Source organism: Streptomyces sp. NBC_01214 (genome assembly GCF_026340975.1).
Classification (GTDB): Bacteria; Actinomycetota; Actinomycetes; order Streptomycetales; family Streptomycetaceae; genus Streptomyces.
In genome coordinates, this window is sequence record NZ_JAPEOS010000002.1 from 321,954 (window position 1) to 340,672 (window position 18,719).

General features: G+C 70.4%; 21 protein-coding genes and 2 tRNA genes. 7 read left to right on the plus strand and 16 right to left on the minus strand.

What is annotated here, in order from left to right; genetic code table 11:
* Nucleotides 1-117 precede the first annotated feature (117 nt).
* The 12 genes from OG594_RS26265 to OG594_RS26320 all read right to left on the minus strand — a co-directional run bounded on the left by OG594_RS26265 (nt 118) and on the right by OG594_RS26320 (nt 9,458).
* Nucleotides 118-1,659 (minus strand): YfjI family protein, encoded by a 1,542-nt coding sequence (locus tag OG594_RS26265; protein WP_266603816.1) that lies wholly within the window; start codon nt 1,657-1,659, stop codon nt 118-120.
* Complete coding sequence (locus OG594_RS26270) at nt 1,656-1,970, minus strand: hypothetical protein (RefSeq protein WP_266603818.1); 315 nt, start codon at nt 1,968-1,970, stop codon at nt 1,656-1,658. The genes OG594_RS26265 and OG594_RS26270 overlap by 4 nt, the downstream gene beginning before the upstream one ends.
* Complete coding sequence (locus OG594_RS26275) at nt 1,967-2,929, minus strand: bifunctional DNA primase/polymerase (protein WP_266603820.1); 963 nt, start codon at nt 2,927-2,929, stop codon at nt 1,967-1,969. The genes OG594_RS26270 and OG594_RS26275 overlap by 4 nt, the downstream gene beginning before the upstream one ends.
* Before the next feature lie 87 nt (nt 2,930-3,016).
* Complete coding sequence (locus tag OG594_RS26280; protein ID WP_266603822.1) at nt 3,017-3,676, minus strand: hypothetical protein; 660 nt, start codon at nt 3,674-3,676, stop codon at nt 3,017-3,019.
* An 11-nt stretch (nt 3,677-3,687) separates the two neighbouring features.
* The gene (locus OG594_RS26285; RefSeq protein ID WP_266603824.1) at nt 3,688-4,179 is read right to left on the minus strand and encodes a hypothetical protein; all 492 of its coding nucleotides are present in this window, start codon (nt 4,177-4,179) and stop codon (nt 3,688-3,690) included.
* A gap of 163 nt (nt 4,180-4,342) precedes the next feature.
* On the minus strand, nt 4,343-6,394 hold the full coding sequence (gene traB / locus OG594_RS26290) for a plasmid transfer protein TraB (protein WP_266598247.1): 2,052 nt from the start codon (nt 6,392-6,394) through the stop codon (nt 4,343-4,345).
* Nucleotides 6,395-6,414: 20 nt separating this feature from the next.
* Nucleotides 6,415-6,981, minus strand: coding sequence for a plasmid transfer protein TraA (gene traA, locus OG594_RS26295; protein WP_266598246.1), 567 nt, complete (start codon nt 6,979-6,981; stop codon nt 6,415-6,417).
* A complete protein-coding gene (locus tag OG594_RS26300) occupies nt 6,981-7,484 on the minus strand; it encodes a hypothetical protein (RefSeq protein ID WP_266603826.1) in 504 nt (167 codons plus the stop codon). Before OG594_RS26300 ends, traA begins: the two co-directional genes overlap by 1 nt.
* A gap of 12 nt (nt 7,485-7,496) precedes the next feature.
* Complete coding sequence (locus OG594_RS26305) at nt 7,497-7,853, minus strand: RRQRL motif-containing zinc-binding protein (protein WP_266603828.1); 357 nt, start codon at nt 7,851-7,853, stop codon at nt 7,497-7,499.
* On the minus strand, nt 7,850-8,851 hold the full coding sequence (locus OG594_RS26310) for a DUF2637 domain-containing protein (RefSeq protein ID WP_266603830.1): 1,002 nt from the start codon (nt 8,849-8,851) through the stop codon (nt 7,850-7,852). Before OG594_RS26310 ends, OG594_RS26305 begins: the two co-directional genes overlap by 4 nt.
* Nucleotides 8,848-9,189: a hypothetical protein gene (locus tag OG594_RS26315; RefSeq protein WP_266603832.1), complete on the minus strand. Its 342-nt coding sequence runs from the start codon at nt 9,187-9,189 to the stop codon at nt 8,848-8,850. Before OG594_RS26315 ends, OG594_RS26310 begins: the two co-directional genes overlap by 4 nt.
* Entirely contained in the window at nt 9,186-9,458 is a 273-nt protein-coding gene (locus OG594_RS26320) for a DUF6284 family protein (protein WP_266603834.1), read from the minus strand. The genes OG594_RS26315 and OG594_RS26320 overlap by 4 nt, the downstream gene beginning before the upstream one ends.
* 349 nt (nt 9,459-9,807) lie before the next feature.
* Here OG594_RS26320 and OG594_RS26325 point away from each other — a divergent pair, with 349 nt between their 5' ends.
* Nucleotides 9,808-10,938, plus strand: a complete 1,131-nt coding sequence (locus tag OG594_RS26325; protein ID WP_266603836.1) for a helix-turn-helix transcriptional regulator — start codon at nt 9,808-9,810, stop codon at nt 10,936-10,938.
* Here the strand turns inward: OG594_RS26325 and OG594_RS26330 are convergent.
* A complete protein-coding gene (locus OG594_RS26330; RefSeq protein WP_266606585.1) occupies nt 10,922-11,698 on the minus strand; it encodes an NUDIX domain-containing protein in 777 nt (258 codons plus the stop codon). The genes OG594_RS26325 and OG594_RS26330 overlap by 17 nt on opposite strands.
* Before the next feature lie 250 nt (nt 11,699-11,948).
* On the opposite strand from OG594_RS26330, the gene OG594_RS26335 reads away from it, so the two are divergent.
* Complete coding sequence (locus tag OG594_RS26335) at nt 11,949-12,794, plus strand: hypothetical protein (protein WP_266603838.1); 846 nt, start codon at nt 11,949-11,951, stop codon at nt 12,792-12,794.
* A 62-nt stretch (nt 12,795-12,856) separates the two neighbouring features.
* Here OG594_RS26335 and OG594_RS26340 read toward each other — a convergent pair whose 3' ends face one another.
* Nucleotides 12,857-13,330, minus strand: coding sequence for a hypothetical protein (locus OG594_RS26340; protein WP_266603840.1), 474 nt, complete (start codon nt 13,328-13,330; stop codon nt 12,857-12,859).
* A 592-nt stretch (nt 13,331-13,922) separates the two neighbouring features.
* Here OG594_RS26340 and OG594_RS26345 point away from each other — a divergent pair.
* The 3 genes from OG594_RS26345 (at nt 13,923) to OG594_RS26355 (ending at nt 16,104) form a co-directional block, all read left to right on the plus strand.
* Nucleotides 13,923-14,132 carry a hypothetical protein gene (locus OG594_RS26345; RefSeq protein WP_266603842.1) on the plus strand — a complete coding sequence of 70 codons (210 nt, stop codon included), beginning with the start codon at nt 13,923-13,925 and terminating at the stop codon, nt 14,130-14,132.
* Nucleotides 14,133-14,575: 443 nt separating this feature from the next.
* Complete coding sequence (locus tag OG594_RS26350; RefSeq protein ID WP_266603844.1) at nt 14,576-15,523, plus strand: hypothetical protein; 948 nt, start codon at nt 14,576-14,578, stop codon at nt 15,521-15,523.
* Between the two features lie 140 nt (nt 15,524-15,663).
* Nucleotides 15,664-16,104 carry a DUF3574 domain-containing protein gene (locus OG594_RS26355; protein WP_266603846.1) on the plus strand — a complete coding sequence of 147 codons (441 nt, stop codon included), beginning with the start codon at nt 15,664-15,666 and terminating at the stop codon, nt 16,102-16,104.
* Between the two features lie 90 nt (nt 16,105-16,194).
* Here the strand turns inward: OG594_RS26355 and OG594_RS26360 are convergent, their stop codons facing one another.
* Nucleotides 16,195-16,851, minus strand: coding sequence for an SDR family oxidoreductase (locus tag OG594_RS26360; RefSeq protein WP_266603848.1), 657 nt, complete (start codon nt 16,849-16,851; stop codon nt 16,195-16,197).
* 53 nt (nt 16,852-16,904) lie between these two features.
* Nucleotides 16,905-18,173 (minus strand): amidohydrolase family protein, encoded by a 1,269-nt coding sequence (locus OG594_RS26365; RefSeq protein WP_266603850.1) that lies wholly within the window; start codon nt 18,171-18,173, stop codon nt 16,905-16,907.
* Between the two features lie 343 nt (nt 18,174-18,516).
* Here OG594_RS26365 and OG594_RS26370 point away from each other — a divergent pair.
* Nucleotides 18,517-18,589, plus strand: a tRNA-Thr gene (locus OG594_RS26370).
* Nucleotides 18,590-18,637: 48 nt separating this feature from the next.
* Nucleotides 18,638-18,710 (plus strand) — tRNA-Met (locus OG594_RS26375).
* The last annotated feature ends 9 nt before the right edge of the window (nt 18,711-18,719 follow it).

Here is an 18,719-nt window from a genome sequence, read left to right on the forward strand (position 1 = left end):
TTTTGGGTTCTGTCAGAGTTTTCGGAGGTTCTGTCAGAGCTCCGAAAGTGCTCGTTTCCGCAGGTCACGGGGCTGTTCGGGAGGTTCTGTCAGTTCTGTCAGTGGGTTGGGGGGTTTTCAGGCGGCGGGGGTGATGCGGGGGTGGGTCTCGTAGCGGGGGGAGGGCGGCCGGCCGCCTCGTGTGGTGCGGGGCGGTGGGGGCTGCTGGCGGACCCAGCCGTGTTCCTCCAGGAGGTCCAGGGCGGGGTCGAGGTCGCTCATGGCAGGGAACTCGCTGCGGGGCATCGCGCGGAAGAGGTCGCGTTTGGTGAAGGTGGCTGTGCGGGTCTCGTTCAGGTGGGTCAGGACCGTGTGGGCGGCCGCCTGGGCGGGGTCGGCCTTCATGGCGTTGAAGACGTCGAGGGCGTGGGCTGTGAAGTAGTCCCCGAGCTGGGTGGCGGCGGCCATGGTCTCGGCGGCGATCGGCCGGGTCCAGGCGTCCTCGGGGTGGGCAGCCAGGTGGAGGAGTCCGGCGATGCGGGCGACGGCGCCGTCGCGCTTGCTGGCCCAGTTCACGATCGGTGCGAGGGTCCCGTCCTTGCGCAGGCGGGATTCCGTGACGCGCTGGTAGGCAAGGAGGACGGCGTCGGCCTCGGGCGTGAGGGTGAGCTCGGCGGTCTCGGTCCAGGCCGCGAGGGTCAGGGCCAGGCTCCCGAGCTTGCGGGCGTAGGTTTCGGCGGTGTCGGGGTTGAGGAGTTCTGGGGTGAGGTTGCGGTAGCCGACGAGGGATTCGGGCTTGGAGTAGAGGAACCGGGCGAGCAGGCCGCGGCCGTCGGCACCCTTGATCTGCCCGATGGAGTCCAGGACCTCCGGCTGGATGGCCAGGCCCATGGTGATGGCGGGGTTCTCGATGTACTGGGGATCTCGGGCCTGGCGGTTGACGCGGGCCATGTCGCCGGCGTGGCCCTTGAGGAAGATCCCCATGTTCGGGACGCCGGAGTAGCGTCCGGCGATGATCTCGAAGATCTCGCCCTCTGGGGACAGGATCGAGATGCGTCCGTCCTGCTGGGCGAGGAGGGTGGTCAGGCTTTCGGCGGTGATGTCGTCGGCGACGAGCTGCGGCTCCGCCGGGACGACGGCCCGCTCCGCGGCCTCAGACAGAGAGATGGCCTGGGCGGTCAGATTGGCCAGCTTGTCGGCCTCGGCGTTGGCCGCGAGCTTCTCGGCCTTCTCGGCCGCGGCCTTCGCGATGCGCGCGGAGGCCGCGGCCTCGGTCCGCTGGGGTGCGGTGAGTTCGATGAGGGCTTTCTCGGCGGCGAGGAGGGGCTTGGTCATGAGCCCGAACACGGCGCTCTTGCGGTTGCCGGGCGGAAGGGCGACGGCTGTGTAGAGGTTGACCGGCTCGCTCCACTGCCCGCGCACGGTCACAGTGAGGCGCCCACCGGCCGCCGTGCCGATGACGGCGAGAGCCAGACACCCTGCGAGGTCGACGGGTGTCTGCGTCTCCTCCGCGACACCTGCCGTCATGGCGGCGAGCCAATCGGGCAGGGCCTCCACAGGGAACACAGGGAGCTGCCCGCGCGGGTTGAGGGGTACGGGCTCGTCCCACCCAGGCCCGGCGATGTCCTCCGGGGTCATCTCGTCGAACCCTTCCCACAGCTCAGGGTCGTGCGGACTCATGCGGCTTCCCTTCGCTGATCGAGGAGCGGGCAGAGGGTGCGGTGCTGTTCGTGGTCCGCGATCAGCGCGAGGGCGCGGGCGCGGCCGGCGGCGAAAATGTCGCGGCCGCAGGAGCACCAAGAGCGGACGCTGGGGCTGGCGCCGTACGAGGGCGGGGCCACGATGTGGAGCCAGGCGACGGGCCGGCGTCCGTCGTCGGCGTGCGGGTCAGGGCGAACAGATGAAGGGACGCCTTCGGCGACGACCTTCAGCGCGCTACCGCCGTCGGGGGCGGGGGCCGGTACGGCGGGGCTGGTGTGGGGTGTGGTCATCGGGCACCGGCCAGGGTGTTACGGGTGCTGCGGCGGATGCCGTCGCGGATGCTGGAGGCGGTCCTGGAAGGGGTGAGGCCCTTGGCGAGAGCGGCTTCGGTGAGGCGGTCGGTGACCTGCTGCTCGGAGAGGGTTCCTGCGGCAATCAGGCGGCCCAGGGCATAAGCGGCCCGGTAGAGAGTGAGGTTGTGCTCGCCATCGGGGGCCGCGGCCAGCTTGGCCAGCTCCCCGTCCATAGCCGCGGTGGCGTACCGGTCCGCACGCCCGATCCGGGCCCGCACCACGGCCACCGGCAGGGGGGCGGGTGCGGGTGGCGGGGTGAGGAGGTCAGAGAGCCACGTGGGGAGGGGGATCGGGTCCACCGCGTTGATGACCTCATACGGCCGGCGGTGCACCACGCTGCCAGGGGCCACCACGTACCCGCCCCAGGCTCGCGTATCAACCTTCCACCCCAGACGCCCTGCGCTCCCACGTAGCCGCTTCTCACCAGGGGCAGCGAAGTACAGGTGCAGCCCGCCACGCCCGGTGCGCACCGTGTACGTGCCGGTGGGCACGGGGTGTCCGGCCCGCTCACAGATGGCGGTGAACACCTCGATCCCGTCCCGGAACCCCGCCCACTCCGGCGGCGCGGCCTTGTCAGTGGGCTTAGGCAGGTCGAGGTCGATGACGAGCAGCCCGGCCGGGCCGGTGGCAAGCCCGACGTTGTACGGCTTGGGGGTCCAGCAGTCGGCGATCCGAGCCCTGTCGGTCGTAGCCCGCTGCTCGGGGGTGACGTGCCCGCCCGCGCACCGGCCGGTGGTCGGACAGTGGTCCTCGGCGTGCCCGGCGGGCCGCTTGTCCCCGGGGCGGAGCGGAAACACCGGCCAGCCGCGGGCGGCCGACTCCAGGGCTGCCGTCAGCAGCATGGAGGGTAAGGCCCTGCGGTCGTGCTCTCGCCCACTGTCGGCGGTATGAGTCATGCTGGTGTCCTCCAGTTCAGTTGGATGTGCTGGTGACGAGGGCGGCCCCGCTTCATTGGCGTGAGTGGGGGGCCGCCCTCGGCGTAGCTACCGGCGGTGCGTGTGGCGGTGGTCGAGGAGCGCGAAGGTGAGTGCGGATTCGGCGATCTGGCCGTAGTTGAAGGCGGCGTCGGGGGCGGCTGCGAGCTTCTCGTTGACGTCGAGAAGGTCGAAGGTGTCGGGGACGTCCAGCTCGTCAAGGCCGCGGACGTAAGCCCAGAGGTCACCGACCCGTTCCAGCTCTTCGTGGGCCTGCTCGAACTGCTTGTGTCCGTCCCAGGTGTCGAAGCCCTTGAAGGCAGGCGGGACGGGGAACAGCTCGTCGGGGATGGCGGTGCGGCCGTCGGCCTGGCGGACGAGTTCGACGAGGGGCGGCTGCTGTCCGTCCAGCACGCGCAGGAGCGCCCACGCGGCCCCGAAGGCGTACGCGGCGGCCGCGTCGTCGTAAAGCTCAGCCATACGGCACTCGTGCGCGAGGTGGCCGGCCACGATCGAGAGCAGCGCCCGGTCGTGCGGCCGGTCCAAGACCGCGGACGGCTGACAGGGGTCGGCGATCGCGCCGTCGACGTGCCGGAGACGGTCGAACTTGTACTGCGCGCCGGCGGCCTGCGCGGCCCGGTGGGCGATGCGGGCCTCGCGGGCGGTGGCCCCGAGCGCGGACACGCTGTCGGTCAGGGTCTCGAACCACCCGATCGTGGTGCGGGTCATGTCATCGCTCCTCAGCGGTTGTTGATGGTGCCGGTGGCGCGGCCGAACAGGCCTGTCGCGGTGACGTGCTGGGTGATGTGCTGGACCGGCGCTGCTCCCCGGCCGCGCGTGCTGCGGCCGGTGCGGAGGATCAGGGGGAGGGCGGTGCCGGCGGCGATGAGTGCGACGAGGGCCCAGAGGGCTTCGGCGATGGCGAGGAGTCCGGGGGCGGCGTAGGAGATTCCGATTCCTGCCGCCCCGATGCCTCCGCCGACGGTCGGGGCGAGGAGCGCGGTGGTCTTGGCCCACGCGGGAACCGCAGTCGGGGGCGCCGGTGTGGGCGCGAGGTCGGTGGGGGTGGGGTGGGTGTAGGCGAGGGTGCGGGTTCCGTCGGGGAGGGTGACCCAGGCGATGTCCGTGCCGGTGGGCAGGACCGGTATCGGGGCTGCGGTGGGATGGGCCAGTGCGGGGGGCCGGGTGATCGGGGTGGGGTGGTGGAGGGCCGGTTCGTGGGGCATGTGCATGCCTCCGTGAGGTGGGTCGGGCCCGCGTGGTGTGGGTGGCGCGGGCCCGCCGGGTGTGGTGTCAGGGACAGGTGTCAGGTGGTGTCAGGCGGCCGGTGTCACGGGTTCTGACAGTGGGTTTGCCTAGGGGTTTGGGTGTCACGGGCCCTGACGGTGTCAGGTGTCAGGCGGCCATGAGGGAGGGGACGATCCGCCACCGGCCGGTCACCGAGGTCGGCTCCAGGCGGCCGTCGAGGGCGGCTTCCTTGAGACGCTCGGACACCCACGGGCGGGAAAGGTTGTGGCGGTCGCACCAGTCCATGAAGTCCTTCGGGCCGACGACCATCTGTCCTGCCGTCTCGAAGTCGTCCAGCGCCCGGGCGAAGAGTTCGCGGGCCTCGGCCGGCGACGGCTTGTAGCCCGGGGACTCCCACAGCGGGATCTCGTCCCCCTCCTTGACGTCGGGGAGTTCGGCCTCGGGATCGATGCCCGCGTCCTCCGGGTCGGTCAGCAGGCCGTGGGATTCCGCTTCCATGCCGGGCTCCTCGTCGCCAGTGTCCGGTCGCGGTGCCGGGTGGCTGTCGGTGGTGGGGCGGCCGGTGTAGTTCTGTCCGGCGACCGCGCGGGCGGCGCCGGCGGTGACGGGGTCGCCGATGGCGGCGTGGCGCTGGGCCCAGGCGGCGAGGGCTTCCATCGTGGCGATGGCCGCCGGGGTCTGCGGGACCGCAAAGGTGCGGCCCGGGGAGGGGTAGCGGTCCTCGGGGATACCCGGGGAGACGAGGTAGCAGTAGCCGGGGCGGCGGTTACCCCACGCGCCGGGGTGAGCGCCCGACTCGATGACCGAGTCGGGGAGGGAGAAGCCCTCGTCGCGGGGGTCGCAGCCGAGCGAGACCACCGACGGCAAAGACGCCCGGGTGCTGGTGGACATCTGGTCGTAGGAGGGCCGCTGGAGCGAGACGATCAGGGATACGCCGGCGGAGCGTGCTTCCTGGGCGATCCCAGTGAAGGCGTCATCACCCATCAGCCGCAGGGTGTTGGCCGCTTCCTCCATCCACGTGACCAGGAACGGCATGCCGGGGCACCCACACGCCTGCCCGTCGGGCCGGCAGGTGTGATCGGAGCTGGTCTGCCGGTCGGCTGCCGCAGGCAGCCACTGGCGGTAGCCATGGGCTCCGAGCCAGCGGGTGCGGGCGGAGATGACGGCCTTGATGGCCTCCACCATCACCTCGGTGTCCGGTCCGCCCTCGGCAGCCCAGTCCATGCCGGGCAGGAGCGGGCGGAAGTCCTGGAACATCTTCGGGTCGCTGAGCCACAACAGCACGTCACGGCGGGAAAGGATCTCCGTCATGAGGTTCAGGGCGGCATCGCCCTTGCCCGATCCCGACATCCCGGCGATGAGCAGATGCGTGCTGTTGCGTCCCTGCTCCGGGTCGCCGGGCAGCCACAGCATCAGCGGGGCACCGTCGTCGTAGCGGCCGATGACCAGCGGCTCCGCAATCGAGGCACCCAGGTTGGACGGTCCCTCCCACTCGGCGACCTCGGCCAGCATGTCCTCAGGCACGATGACCAGCTCCCCGCGGCGCGCGGAACCAGGGTCGCCCAGGTAGCGGACCGCGGACGTGGGCAGGTCCAGTGCGGACGCGAGCCGAGGCAGGACCTTTGAGACGTCCTCGTTGGTCTGCTCACCGGCCTCCAGGAGCATCTTCGCGGTGACCCGGTTCGGCTCCACCGACGTCGCCCCGATCTGCGCCCGCGCCAACCCCACCTTCTCCAACAGGCCCTTGTCGGTGCTCCCGGCCGGGGTCCCCTCGACGTTGCGGCGTAGAACCATGCGGATGTTCCACGACAGGGCCAGCGCCGGGCCGCCCATCAGGTACAGGTCCGGGAGCGGACCGGCGGCCGGCCCTGCGAGGCAGGCCCCGGTGAGCCAGGCCGACCCGGCCGCGACCGTGATCGCGGAGTGCAGGCGACGCTGCTGCCCGGTCGCCTTCCCCGCCCACCAGGTGACCCCAGTCAGGGCGACGGAAGCCAGGGTCAGGCCAACCCCGGCCGCCGCGCTGCCCTGCCACTGAAGACTTCCCAATGCTCCGGCGAGGCCGAGTCCGCCGGCGGCGAGCCAGGGCGGCAGGTGGGGCTTGGCCCGGTGCAGGACATACGCGGTGACACCGGCACCGTCGGCGGAACCGCGGAGCTGGTCTTCGTACTGCTGCTCAACGCTGTGCTTGTGCTCGCCCATCAGAGGGTTCTCCCTTCTCGTTAGAGCTGGCCCCAGTCCATGCGCGGCTGCGACGGGCGGGCACGGTGGCGGACGCGGTTGATCTCTTCCTCGTACTCCTGCTGGAACAAGGCGTAGGTCGCGGCAGCGTTCTTCGCCGCATCCCGCAAGGCGTCGGCGGCGCGTCGCATCTTCCGAGCGACCTTCGCCGCCCGGATCCGCGAGCCGCCGATCCGGCCGTTCGGGTCGGGGACCTGCACCAACGTGGCCTTGAGGATCTCGGCGCCCATAGCGACCTCGATGGAGAGGGCGACACCGGCGGCGCGGACGCTGTTGCAGTACTGGCGGACCTGCGCCGGAGAGGTGAACTCCGGCGCCGGCAACAGCTGCCGCCCGCCCCCGCCCCCGCCGGAACCGTTGGTGGCGACAAAGCCCCCGCCCCCACCACCGTTACCGCGGCCACCACTGTTGACGGTGATGTTGAAACCCGGGGAGAACGTCTTGCTGTTCACCTTGGTCTGGGAGCCGTTCGCGCCCGCTCGGGGTCCGGTCCGGGGTCGCGGGATGCCGGCGGCGGCCCGGTTCGTGCCCTGGCGATTGGTGGCCATCAACGAGTCTCCTCAGCGGTGGTGGTCAAGCGGCGGGCGATGAGCCAAACAACCTGGGCGGTAAGCGTCAGGAGGGCCCAGACCAGGGCCACGGCCGGGCGGACCGGACCGAACCAGATCGCCACCGGCACCCAGCCCACCCCCGCCGTCACCGCGGCAGCGAGCAGGGCCCGCCACGTCCTGACGGTGCGGGAGGTGGCAGGGCGACGGCGGGCAGTCCACGCCCACACACCGACCGGGGTGAGGGCGAGCGGAGCCAGGACCCACGCGGTGCGGGGCTCGATCAGGTGCACCAGCCCCGTCACGGCCAGCAGAACCAGGGAGAGCCCGGTGGGGGCCCAGGTGCGGCGGTGCTTCCACAGCCAACGGCCAGACGCGGCGGCGGCGCGGGCGGTGAGGGACGGCTCCAGCTCGGAGCTCAGGACGACGATGACCGGCTGACCCCTGCGCTGACGCGGGATCCGTAGGGTCGGGGCGGCCGACGGCCGCATGCGGCGAGACACAGCAGAACTCCTTCAGGCAGCAGAGAGGGTTCGGGTGGCGCGCTGTTCAGGGAAGTCGTGGCAGGCCACGCACATGCCGAGCGACGTCGGGATCACGTACGGGAGGTGATCGAGGCAGATGGGGCAGCGGCGGCGGGCTGCATCCGCTTTGGCGAGGGCCGTCCACCGGTTGGGGGTCATCGGCCGGACGGGCTTTGCGAGGTCGATCCGGTAGAGGTAGGCGATCAGCGGGCCGCGTCGGCGGCGGGGGCGCTCCAGCTGGGCGGCGACGTCCTGTCCGCCGGGCCGGAGACCTGCGGCGCGGAGCTGACGACGGGTGGCCAACCCCTCAGGGGCGAGGCGCCACCGGTAGACGGGGAGGGTATTCATTGGGTGAGGGCCGGAGCGGTGGCGGTGCCGTTGTCGCGGTGTTCCTGGTAGCGGGCGGAGGCCCATCCGACCGACCACCCGGACAGTTCCGCGGCGACCCTCACCGGCACCCCGGCCGCGAAGGCGGCGGCCACGGTGGCGCGTGCCTGCTCCTCGGGCAGCTTGGCCGGCGGAGGTCCGGCGGCGAGGAGGGCGGCGCGTTCACGCTCCATCCGCTCCTGTTCACGGACCCGTTCACGGCGCTCGCGCTCGGCCTGCTGCTGGGCGTCCAGCTCGCGCTGCTGCGCCGCCTGACGCTCTAGGCGTTCACGCTCGGCCTCGGCCTGTTCACGCTCGTGTTCACGGCGTTCAGCCGCTTCCCGCTCTGCCTGTTCGGCAGCCTCGGCCCGCTCCGTTTCCTCGCGCCGGATCCGGTCCTGCCGTTCGGCTTCCTCGCGGGCCAGACGGGCCTCGTGTTCACGCTGTTCACGGGCGATGGCCGTCTCGTGCTCGCGCTGTTCACGAGCGGCCCGGAGCCGGTTCTCCTCCCTCTCCGCCACCGCCCGATCCCGCTCGTCCTGCTCGGCGCGCTTACGGGCCTCCACGGCCAGGACGGCCGCGGTCAGGGCCCGCCGGTAGGCGAGGCCTGCTTCCGCGGTGACGATCAGGAGGAGCGGGGCGACGGCGTGCACGGCGACCCCGACCAGGTCTCCAGCCAGCGCGGATACGCCGATGTTCAGGGCGAGGGTCATGGTGCCCGTCATCCACCGCAGGGCCACCGGCCAGGCCCCGCCGTGCCCGCCGAGACGGGCCAGAACGGAGTCGAGACGGACCACGATCACCACCGCCGCGTCCACGACGAGGGGCAGGATCGGGGCCGTCCACCGCCACTCAGTCGGCGTGTGGGCGGCCATGAGGGGGGTGACGGTGAGGACGGAGTAGAGCATCGCCCCGCCGACGATCAGCCACGTCCCGACCGACAGGGCACGCTCGGATGAACGGATCTGAACGCGATTCACGAGTCGACCTCCGCCCGTGAACGCTCACCGTCGGAGATGAGGATCTTGGCGAAGCCGATCAGCTGCACGCGCCCGCCGGAGTAGGTGGTCTCGGCCCTCAAGACGAGAGTGCGGCCACCCTCCTGAACACCGTGAGACACCTTCCGGGACGGGATCCCCAGAGCCACACACCACGTCTCGAACCCGTCCACGTCATCGTGGAAGGAGAGCTCCAGAACGTCGGGGCAGACCTTGGAGATCGACACACTCGGCACCGGAAGGTGCCGGTAGCGGTCCTCGAAGATCCGCAGCGCCATTAGCGGCGCGGCCAGGGCCGAGAGGGGCATCGGAGTACTCATGCAGCACCGCCCGGCATGCCCACAGCGGCGGCGGCCTGGTTGGTCAGGTCCCGGCGGACGGCGAGCATCCGCCGACGGGCCCGGCGGATCCGCTGCTCATCCAGCTCGGACGGCGCCCGGTCCAGAACGGCGATCTCCGCGTCGAGCAACTCGACGCGCGCCTCGATGAGGGGCATCTCTCGCTCGATCGCGTCCAGCTCCGCGTCCGACGGCTCCAAACCGTCAGACCACGGGGTAACGAGGTCCTGAAGTGCAGCGATGGACTTCACGGGTCTTGCTCCTTCGAGAGAGGAACGGGACTCAGCAGCCCTCGGCGCGGCAACGCCGGGGGCTGCACTGCGTTGGGGGTGAAGCAGAAAGAACGCTCCGGCTCCCCGCCAAAGCGAGCCCCTGCGGGCCATCTGGTGCGCACCAGAAGCATGGCATCTGGTGCGCACCAGATGCAAGCCTCTAGTTCGTTCGGGGCTTGCCGCTGTGTTCCGGTGCGACTTCAGGAAACGGCTCAGACAGGGGGTTTCGGTAGCCAACAGGGGTTAACCTCAAGGGTGTTAACCCGCTCCCACCTGCGGCGATTTGGTTAGCCCTCCCCAGGTGGCACGGCCATCGGAGGCGATGCACGTGGGCAAGGGATTACGAGCTATTCGTACATCGCGGGGGTGGTCGCAGGAGCGGCTGATCTTCGAGATTGAGCGCCACGCGCGGCAGCACATGCTGAACGTCGCATCCAGCGCGAGCCTGAAGACCTACGTGTCGGAGTGGGAGAACGGCCGACGGGCCATCACGGAGCGGTACGCCGTGATTCTCCGGCCGCTGCTCGGGGTGACGGACGCTGAGCTGGGCGGGGAGCCTGATCGTTCAGTCCCCCAACAAGCGGATGGCTACGAGGACCTGTTGAGCCGGATCGACTCGGCGCGGAGCGTCAGCGATTCCATGGTGAGCACTTTCATGGACCAGACCGAGCTACTGCGGACCATGGACCGGCAGATGGGCGCATCGGGCCTGGTGGACCAGATGAACGGCCACCTGACGGCCATGGAGGACGCGCTCACCTTCGCGGTCCTGCCAGGGACACGCCGACCCATCGCGACGGCCCTGGCTGGGGCGGCGACCCTGGCAGCCTGGCAAGCGCTGGACGCAGGGTCTGTGGAGCGCGCATGGCGGCACTACGAGCTGGCGAAGCGCGCCGCGCAGGACGCTGATGCGCCGCAGTACTTGGCCCACGCCATGGGGGAGCAGGCGTACGTCCTGGGTGATGCCGGCCGACCCGAGATGGCGGTGGAGCTCATTCGCGACGCGCAGCGCACCCATGCGGAGCGTCAATCGTCTCGCCTTCGAGCTTGGCTGAGTGCTGCCGAAGCTGAGCTGTGCGCCGCCGCTGGTATGCACGACGACGCACGGCATGCCCTGGACCGGGCGGCAGCCGTGTTGCCGGAAGGCGCGCACGCTCGTGACTCCGACATGCTGAGCATCTTCCTGAACGCGGACCACCTGGCGCGCTGGCGGGGAAACGTACTGGCGCTCTTGGGTGACAGCTCGGCCATGGGTGACCTCTACGCGTCTCTCCAGACGACGGACCCCACGTTCGTGCGCGCCAAGGCAGGACTGCACAGCGACCTGACGCAGGCCCACCTTGCCCGCGGTGAGTTCGACGAGGCCCGCTCGAACCTCCAGCAAGCACGACTGCTGGCGAACCGCACGGGGTCCGTGCGGCACCGCCGGCGTGTGGAGCTACTTACGGGGCGGCTGTAGCCCGCGATGCGAGGACGTGCAGCAGAGCGACCAGAGTTCCCGACCCCATGAGCTTCCCCTCGGCCATGAGGCGAGGGATATCCGCCAGGGGCACCCAGGCGATCTGCCCGGCTTCCTCGATGTCCGTGGGTTCGCCCACCTTCACCGCGCCCCGTGCCACGAAGATCTCGTGAGGCGAATCGACCATGCCGATCATGGGCTGATACGTCACGACGTGCTCGACGTTCGTCGGACGCCAACCGGTCTCTTCCTCGGTCTCGCGCGCCGCCGTGGTCGCCGCATCCTCGCCTTCGTCCACGATCCCGCCGGGGAGTTCCCATCCCCACTGCTGCGGGACGAAGCGGTAGCGCCACAACATCAGGACGCGTTGCTGCTCATCGATCACAGCTGTGATCGCCACGTGGTGCAGGCGCACCACGTGGTGCTCGAACCGCTCGACCCCGGGCGGTTCAACGTCGACGAGGTCGAGATTCACCCACCGGTTCTCGTAGATCGTCCTGCTGCCGTGGATCGTCCAGGGCTCCAGCTCTGCCGGCGTGGGTACGGTCTCGCCACCCACGACCCGGTACGAACTGCGGTCGTACGCCTTGATGAGGTGCTCGCTCGCCAGTCGTGCGAGCACCTGGCGGAGGGCGGTACGGCCGATCTCCAGCTCAGCGCTCATGGTCCGCTCGGAGGGAAGCTTTTCGCCGGGGCCGTACTTGCCCGACTCGATCCAAGACCGGATCGTGTGGTAGACCCTCATCGACTTCGGTCCCATCCTCAGAGCACTCTCCCCGTTCGTCAGCCGATACGGGCCAGCGTAGTCGTGGGCTAGCTCGGAGAACTCGGCCATGCCTGCCTCTCTTCCCATCGGATTTTTTGGGCGACGAGCCCAGGGCGTCCGGAGGCTGCCCTGGGCGGCACTCGTTGATGCTCGTGTGGGATGAATCGACCTGGGCTTGGCGCACGCCTGTCAGTCCGGACGAAGGGGGAGCGCGGACCCTGTGGCTCAGGCGATGATGCCGAGCATGTCCCCGGAACTGATCACCGCGATAGCCACTCTGGCCGGCGTGGCATTAGGCATCGCTGGCACCCTCTCTGCTGCGCGCATCCAGGCGAAGGGGAGTCACGCTCAGGCGGACGCTACCTACCGCGCTGCCCGGACCACGGCGACCGCGCAGTACGCGGCCACCCTTGAGCAGCAGAACCGAGCCGCTCAGAGGGCCGCGTATGTCGGCCTTCTCGCCGTAACCCGAGAGTTCGTGCGTCGCGCCGAGTACACGCGCAGCAACGAGGGGGACCGCGATCACTTGGCTCATGACCTGCGTGAACCTCTCGTGCAAGTCGAGACGGCTTTTGCGGCAGTCGAACTGGAAGGGCCTGAAGGGGTGTTGGCGGCGGCCCGCGAAATCGCGGACGCGTCATTCAGTTTCAAGCAGCTGCTCGACCTTCATGGCCACGTCTATCGCGCAATAAACAAACTCTGGGCGCGCCACTTCCACAGTTCTCTCAGCGATTTTCCAGCCATCGAGTCCCTCGACCGATTGCGGTCCATCCACAGGGACCTCTCCCCACGCGACCGCGTCCACCTGATCTCCAGCAGGGACATGCCCGCACGTGCAGGAGAGATGGGAGAGCCTGGCATCCGCTGGCGGACAGAGTTCCTGCGAGCACGATCCCTGCTGCAGGTCTATGTGGAAGAGGGGATCATCACTGAGGTGGAGCGGGAATCGATCCTGCGGCATACCGGAACGTGGGATCACAGCGTTGCGGACATGCTTGATTCGGCGCAGGAGAAACTGGACGCAGTGCTGGTCAGCTTCATCCAGGCGGCCCGAATGCACCTGAACGCCACCGCCCCGCGCCACGACTAGGTGAAGGATCCAGCGGAGGCCATCGGCCCCACCGGCTCAATGGGGCGGAGGTTGTCCCACGATTACTCAGGTTCGTCCTTAGGCATGGGGGAACCGGGTAGGTCCGAGAATCTCTCCTCGTTGATCCGGTAGGTGTTGCGCAGCCTGCGGTAGTCGAAATCGCTGCCTTGAGGAACCCGACCCACTGTCAGAAAGCCGTGGCCCTCCAGTTCCTTCCGGGCGTTGGTCCAGGTGTTGTGGGAGACCCCGTACAGCTCTCGCCTCTCTGTGGGGATGTAACGAGCGTCGCTGTGGCCGCCCTGAGACTCCATGAGCATGAGCAGGGTCGCGGTCGCGGTCGGCGACAGGGACAGGATCCATCCCTGGGTCCAGAAGCTGATGGGGACTCCGACGTAACGGCTCGCGAGGCTGGCGCGCTCGTATGGGCTGCGCACATCGTCCAGTGAGAGCAGGGTGATCGACGGTGGCGCATAGTCGTGGCGGGGGCCCAACTTGATGAACTTGTTGGCAGCCAACCAGTTCACGTTGTCCGTCACGCGGCGAGGGCCTGTGGCCGCAGGCAATGCGAGCGTCCTGGCCCAAGTCTGCGAAGTTGGAGGACGCCGGATGTCGTGGGGCTTCCGTGTAGCCATCATCGTCATACAGAGGTAGAGCCTGAGGCGGACCTCCCCACCCCGACCTCCCTGCACCAGGCGTGCCAAGGGGGGCCTGTTTGCTGGGTCAGTCGCCTTGACGAAGCTGATGGGGAAGGCAACGTTCCCCTTCCGGGCTGCGTTGTCCACCGCCTTCCTCATGCTGGCCAGAGCCGACGCGTAAAGAGGGTTCGGCAAGATTGTTTACCTTCTTGAAGGAGAGACAGGGAGTCCGGGGGTCCACGGTGGTACACAGGGGGTCCTTGGCAGTCCTTCCCCTTCCTGCGCAAGCGCCGGGTTCCTCCATTGCTGTCGATTGATCTCTACTCCATAGCTGCGATGTCTGTCCACCAGAATCGCTCTTTGCCTCCTTCGCAGCCGTTCCACATGCCCTTTGACCTGGGCTTTTTCGCCTGTCACCGTCGAACCCGGGCCGCAAGGGGCCGAAGGGATCAGGGTGAACCCGGCACGTAAGTGCTCGGAGGAGGAGGGGCAAATGGCGGTAAACACCGCAGCGCAGCGCGGCATCTGGCTGGCAATCATCCTGCTGGTCAGTGTCTGCGCAGCGTGTGTGGCGGCGGCGCTGTTCTACGTGACCGGTGCCGGAGTGCATCTCACCCTCGGTGTAGGAGGAGGGGCGTTCGTTGCAACGGCCACGTTGGGGCTCGCGGCCTACCGCTTCGTGATGGAGCGGAGCGACGCTTAGCCCCCTTTAGGGCGCGGCTGGCGGTCTCCGTGGACGAGGCGCGGACGGTAAGTGGCGCATGCTTGGAGCGGAGGTCGCTTCTGGCAGGTCAAGGCACTCTCGCCGGTGTGCAAGGCGGGGGACTGTAAATCTGCCGGCTCAGCCTACCCAGGTTCGAACCCTGGCGCCGCCACGCGAGTGGAACCCCCGTTCATCTGTGGAATCACAGTGAGCGGGGGTTCTTTCGTACCTGGCCGACCGCGGCACGGATGCGGGGCGACCGAGAGCGGGGGGCCTCTCACGAATTGCTCCGGTCAGATGAACTTCTCACCTGACTGGGTCACAGCCCCGGCCCTGCCAGCGCCACGGCGAGGTCGCGGCCAGGTCGGATGGGCGGCGCGTGACGCACGCACCCCTCCCATCGCATCCCGCGGCAGCCCTCGGCGCCGGCGGGTAAGGAAGCCATGAACCTGAACCATCAGTCGGCGACGATTCAACGGCCCCGGGGGCGCTCCCGGGTCCTGCTCGCCTCCATCGCCGCCGCTGCGGCCCTCACCGGCCAGTTGATCGCGCTGGCTCCGGCCGCATCCGCGGACGGACCCAAGCCGACGGGCCACCAGAACGAGAATTCCGAGGGCAAGAAGCACGGGCTCTCGGAGCACGACAAGCACAAGAAGCACGGGCCCCTGGTCATCCACGGCCTGCGGCAATTCACCTCGGACAACACCTTCACCCCGCCGCCGGGCGTCACCTCGGTGTTCGTCCAGGCATGGGGCGCCGGCGGTGGCGGCGGCGGTGGCGGCGGGTCCGCGCGCAACAACGGTGGCGGCGGCAACCCCAACAACCCGAACAACGCGACCGGCGGAGTCGACGGAGCCGCAGACGCGGACGCCGCCGCAGCCGCGCGGAACACCGGTGGCCACGGCGGTGGCGGTGGTGGCGGCGGCTTCACCTGGTGCGTCATCCCGGTCACCCCCCTGACGGACTACGGCGTGGACGTCGGCACCGGAGGCGCCAACGGCCTCGGCGGAGCGCCGGGTGCCAACGGCACCGCCGGCAGCGCGGGCACCACCACGTCGCTGACCGTGGCATCGAGCAACACCGTGCTCCTCACCGCCACCGGCGGCGGGGGCGGCGGGGGCGGCGGCGCTGCGGACCGCGGTCCCGGCGAGCCCGGTACGCCCGGCCTGGGCGGCACCGGAACGTGCTCCTCGGGCGGCGTCAACCACAACGGTGACCCGGGCAACGCCGACGGCACCGGCGGCGGCACCGCGGACGGCATCGTGCAGCTCCCGGACGGCACGGCCGTGGGCGGCGACGGCGGCCGCGGCGGTGGCACCAACCGGGCCATCGGCAACTCCGGCTCCCGCGGCAAGGACGGCGGCGACGGCTACGTAGTCATCTACTGGTAGTCGCCCCTCCGCACTGCCGCACCACGCACCGACCGGAAGCCCGTCCCGCCCGCCACCACGGACGGGCGGGCTTCCCGCCGTCGCCCGACGACGCACCGACCACGGCCGCAACGTCGGCGGCCCCTGTTCGTTCACCGGGGGTGAAATGGACATCTGACACGCGCGGGAAGGTCGGCGGCGGGGTGCTCATGGCCCTGCTCGGCGCAGGGATTCCGGCTCTGGTGGGAGCGGCCCTCCACACGGACGTGGGGGAGCCCTACCAGGAGACCCGGCTGTACTTCGGCACCCAACGGACCGACGGCCGCGACCCGGTCGAGGAACGCGAGTTCATGCGGTTCCTGGACCTGGAGATCACCCCCGCCTTCCCCGAGGGGCTGACCCTCCACGACGGGTACGGCCAGTGGCGCGGTCAGGACGGCAAGACCGTCCGCGAGACCTCGTACGAGGTGGTCCTGCTCTATCCGGAGAAGGAAGCCGACGAGCGCAGCACGCGCATCGAGCGGATCCGGCAGGCGTACGAGGACCGGTACCAGCAGGATTCCGTCGGCCGGTCCGACGACAAGGTCAGCGCCGGGTTCTGAACCGCCGGACCACCGGACCGCCGGGGCGCCGGACCACCGGACCGCCGGACCGCCGGGGCGGCGAGGCGGCGGACCGCCCGCGCGGCGGACTCAGTTGCCCGCCACGTCCTTCACGGCCACCTCGACCGGCGTCGAACCGGAGACCAGCTCCAGGGTCAGGCCCGCCGTAGCCGGGGTCTCGATCAGCTCGGCCAGCACCGCCGCCACGTCGTCGCGCGGGACGGCCCCCCGACCCGTCTGCGCCTCCAGACGGACCAGGCCCGTCCCGGCGTCGTCGATCAGCGAACCAGGGCGCAGGACGGTCCACTCCAGGCCCAGCCGGGTCCGTACGTGGTCATCGGCCTCGCCCTTGGCCCGCAGGTACGCGTCGAAGACCTCATCGCCGCCGTGGTGCGCGTCCGCACCCATCGAAGAGACCATCAGGAAGCGCCGCACACGAGCCCGTTCGGCGGCGTCCGCGAACAGCACCGCCGCGCCCCGGTCCACGGTGTCCTTCCGCCCGATTCCGCTGCCCGGGCCCGCACCGGCCGCGAACACCGCGACGTCCGCGCCCTGCAGAATCCCCGCCACATGCTCCACCGAGGCCGATTCCAGATCGCAGAGCACCGGCTCGGCGCCCGCCTGCCTCAGGTCGTCGCCCTGTGCCGGGTCGCGGACGATGCCCGCGACCTCGTACCCGCGCGCGGCGAGCAGGCGCTCCAGCCGCAGCGCGATCTGACCGTGTCCACCCGCGATGACGATGCGCATGACCCGACCGTACGACGAGCCGGACGCCGACGCCCGCGAGCGGACGGCGAACTTCAGGGCCCCGCCTCCGTACGGCCCTGCCGGGGCAGGTCCAGGGCCACCGCGACGGCGGAGTCGCAGTACTCCCGTACGGCACTCGTACGGGCTACCACTCGCCCGCGGTGGATCACGATCCGGCTGTAGGCGAGGGACAGCACGCCCGCGATCCGGTCCCCGCGCACGGCGAGCAGCTCCGCCGGGAAACCGGCCTCCACCCGGACCTCCGGCAGCCCCATGGCCTCGCGGGCGCAGCTGCTGACGGACTCGTACGCCTCGCCCGCCCGGAGCCCTCCCTGGGAGGCCAGCAAGTACGCGGCCTCCAGCGGATCCCCGCGCCCGACGGGGTTCCCGGCGTCCCGCAGCGCCCCGCTGCCGGCCGCGACGCGCACCCCGGCGGCCCGCAGCAGCCGGACGGGGGCGGTGCGCAGGCCGCGCCGTTCCAGGGCCGCACAGTCGCCCTGGGGCAGGCAGGTGACCCGTACGCCGGCCGCGGCCAGCTGGTCGGCGGCGCGGGCGGCCGCGTCCAGCGGGAGCCGGGACAGGCCGCCGCAGGGGCCGATGGTCACTCCGGGGCGCAGCCCGCCGGCCATCGCCGCGAGCCGGGCGAGGCGGCCCGGGTCGTCACCGTCGGTGTGCAGATCCACGGGGCAGCCGTGCTCGGCGGCGAGTTCCAGGACGGCTTCGAGGAAGCCCGTCGGGTCCGGGTCCAGGTCCGGGCAGCCGCCGATCACGGAGGCGCCCATCTTGACCGCGTCCCGCAGCATGGCCAGCCCGTCCGCGCCGGCCACCCCGGTCAGCAGTCGGGGTACGGCCACGGCGGTGAGGTCGGCGAGCCCGCGCAGGGAGCGGCGGGCCTGGAGCACGGCCTCCATCGGGCCGAGGCCGTGCACGTCGCCGATGCGGACGTGGGAGCGGACCGCGGTGGCGCCGTGGCCGAGCTGGAGCAGGGCGGATTCGGTGGCCCGGCGCTGGACCTCGTCGGGGGCGTAGGAGACGGGTCCCTCGACGTCGGCGGTCAGCGCGGTGTCCCCGTGGGCGTGCGGCTCGGCGGGGGCCGGGAGCAGCAGGTAGCCGGTCAGGTCCACCCGGGCCGGTGCGGGGGAGGGGAGGCTGCCCGTGGTGCCGACGGCCTGGATCCGGCCGCCGCCGAGGCGGACGTCGACGGTGCGGCCGTCGGTGAGGCGAGCCCCCGTGAGCAGCAGGGTGGTGGCCTCGGCTGCGGCCGCGTTGCCGTTTCCGCCGCGGGGCGATTGGAACGGCTGCTGCGGCTGGCTGTCGGACATCGCGCTCCTGCGGTGGCTCGGGCGGTTCCTGGAGCCGTGGCCCGCGGCCCAAGATCACGCAGCGTGCTCAGAGCCTAGGGCGCGGCGCACCCCGCTTCGCGGAAGAGCGCAATAGTCGTACCGGTGTGGTGCCACGCGCCGGAGCGCCCGCGCGTGCGCCCCGACGGGCGCCGGGGCTCCGATCGGCGGGTGCCGGGGTGTGAGCCCGCCCACAATCTGCCCGAGATGTGGGGCGGAAGTGATCGTTGGGTTGATCGAGAGCGGCTCGCGAACCCCCTCGGAGCCCTGTCCCCGCAAAGGATTTGGGCGATCGGCAGGCAACCGTGTAATGTCTTCATCGCTCGCCCCAATAGCTCAGTCGGTAGAGCGTCTCCATGGTAAGGAGAAGGTCTGCGGTTCGATTCCGCATTGGGGCTCTGGTGAGAGAGGTTCCCCACCCTCGGGTGGGGAGCTGATCACATCAAAGCGGCGTAGCTCAGTCGGTAGAGCAAGCGGCTCATAATCGCTGTGTCACCGGTTCAAGTCCGGTCGCCGCTACACACAGTA

Coding starts and splice junctions, on each gene's coding strand:
- OG594_RS26280 (WP_266603822.1), bottom strand. CDS start 3,676: ATGACCCGCACCACGATCGGGTGGTTCGAGACCCTGACCGACAGCGTG.
- traA (WP_266598246.1), bottom strand. CDS start 6,981: ATGGCCACCAATCGCCAGGGCACGAACCGGGCCGCCGCCGGCATCCCG.
- OG594_RS26330 (WP_266606585.1), bottom strand. CDS start 11,698: ATGGGACCGAAGTCGATGAGGGTCTACCACACGATCCGGTCTTGGATC.
- OG594_RS26345 (WP_266603842.1), top strand. CDS start 13,923: ATGGCGGTAAACACCGCAGCGCAGCGCGGCATCTGGCTGGCAATCATC.
- OG594_RS26305 (WP_266603828.1), bottom strand. CDS start 7,853: ATGAATACCCTCCCCGTCTACCGGTGGCGCCTCGCCCCTGAGGGGTTG.
- traB (WP_266598247.1), bottom strand. CDS start 6,394: ATGGGCGAGCACAAGCACAGCGTTGAGCAGCAGTACGAAGACCAGCTC.
- OG594_RS26350 (WP_266603844.1), top strand. CDS start 14,576: ATGAACCTGAACCATCAGTCGGCGACGATTCAACGGCCCCGGGGGCGC.
- OG594_RS26265 (WP_266603816.1), bottom strand. CDS start 1,659: ATGAGTCCGCACGACCCTGAGCTGTGGGAAGGGTTCGACGAGATGACC.
- OG594_RS26360 (WP_266603848.1), bottom strand. CDS start 16,851: ATGCGCATCGTCATCGCGGGTGGACACGGTCAGATCGCGCTGCGGCTG.
- OG594_RS26275 (WP_266603820.1), bottom strand. CDS start 2,929: ATGACTCATACCGCCGACAGTGGGCGAGAGCACGACCGCAGGGCCTTA.
- OG594_RS26365 (WP_266603850.1), bottom strand. CDS start 18,173: ATGTCCGACAGCCAGCCGCAGCAGCCGTTCCAATCGCCCCGCGGCGGA.
- OG594_RS26285 (WP_266603824.1), bottom strand. CDS start 4,179: ATGCACATGCCCCACGAACCGGCCCTCCACCACCCCACCCCGATCACC.
- OG594_RS26315 (WP_266603832.1), bottom strand. CDS start 9,189: ATGAGTACTCCGATGCCCCTCTCGGCCCTGGCCGCGCCGCTAATGGCG.
- OG594_RS26335 (WP_266603838.1), top strand. CDS start 11,949: ATGTCCCCGGAACTGATCACCGCGATAGCCACTCTGGCCGGCGTGGCA.
- OG594_RS26270 (WP_266603818.1), bottom strand. CDS start 1,970: ATGACCACACCCCACACCAGCCCCGCCGTACCGGCCCCCGCCCCCGAC.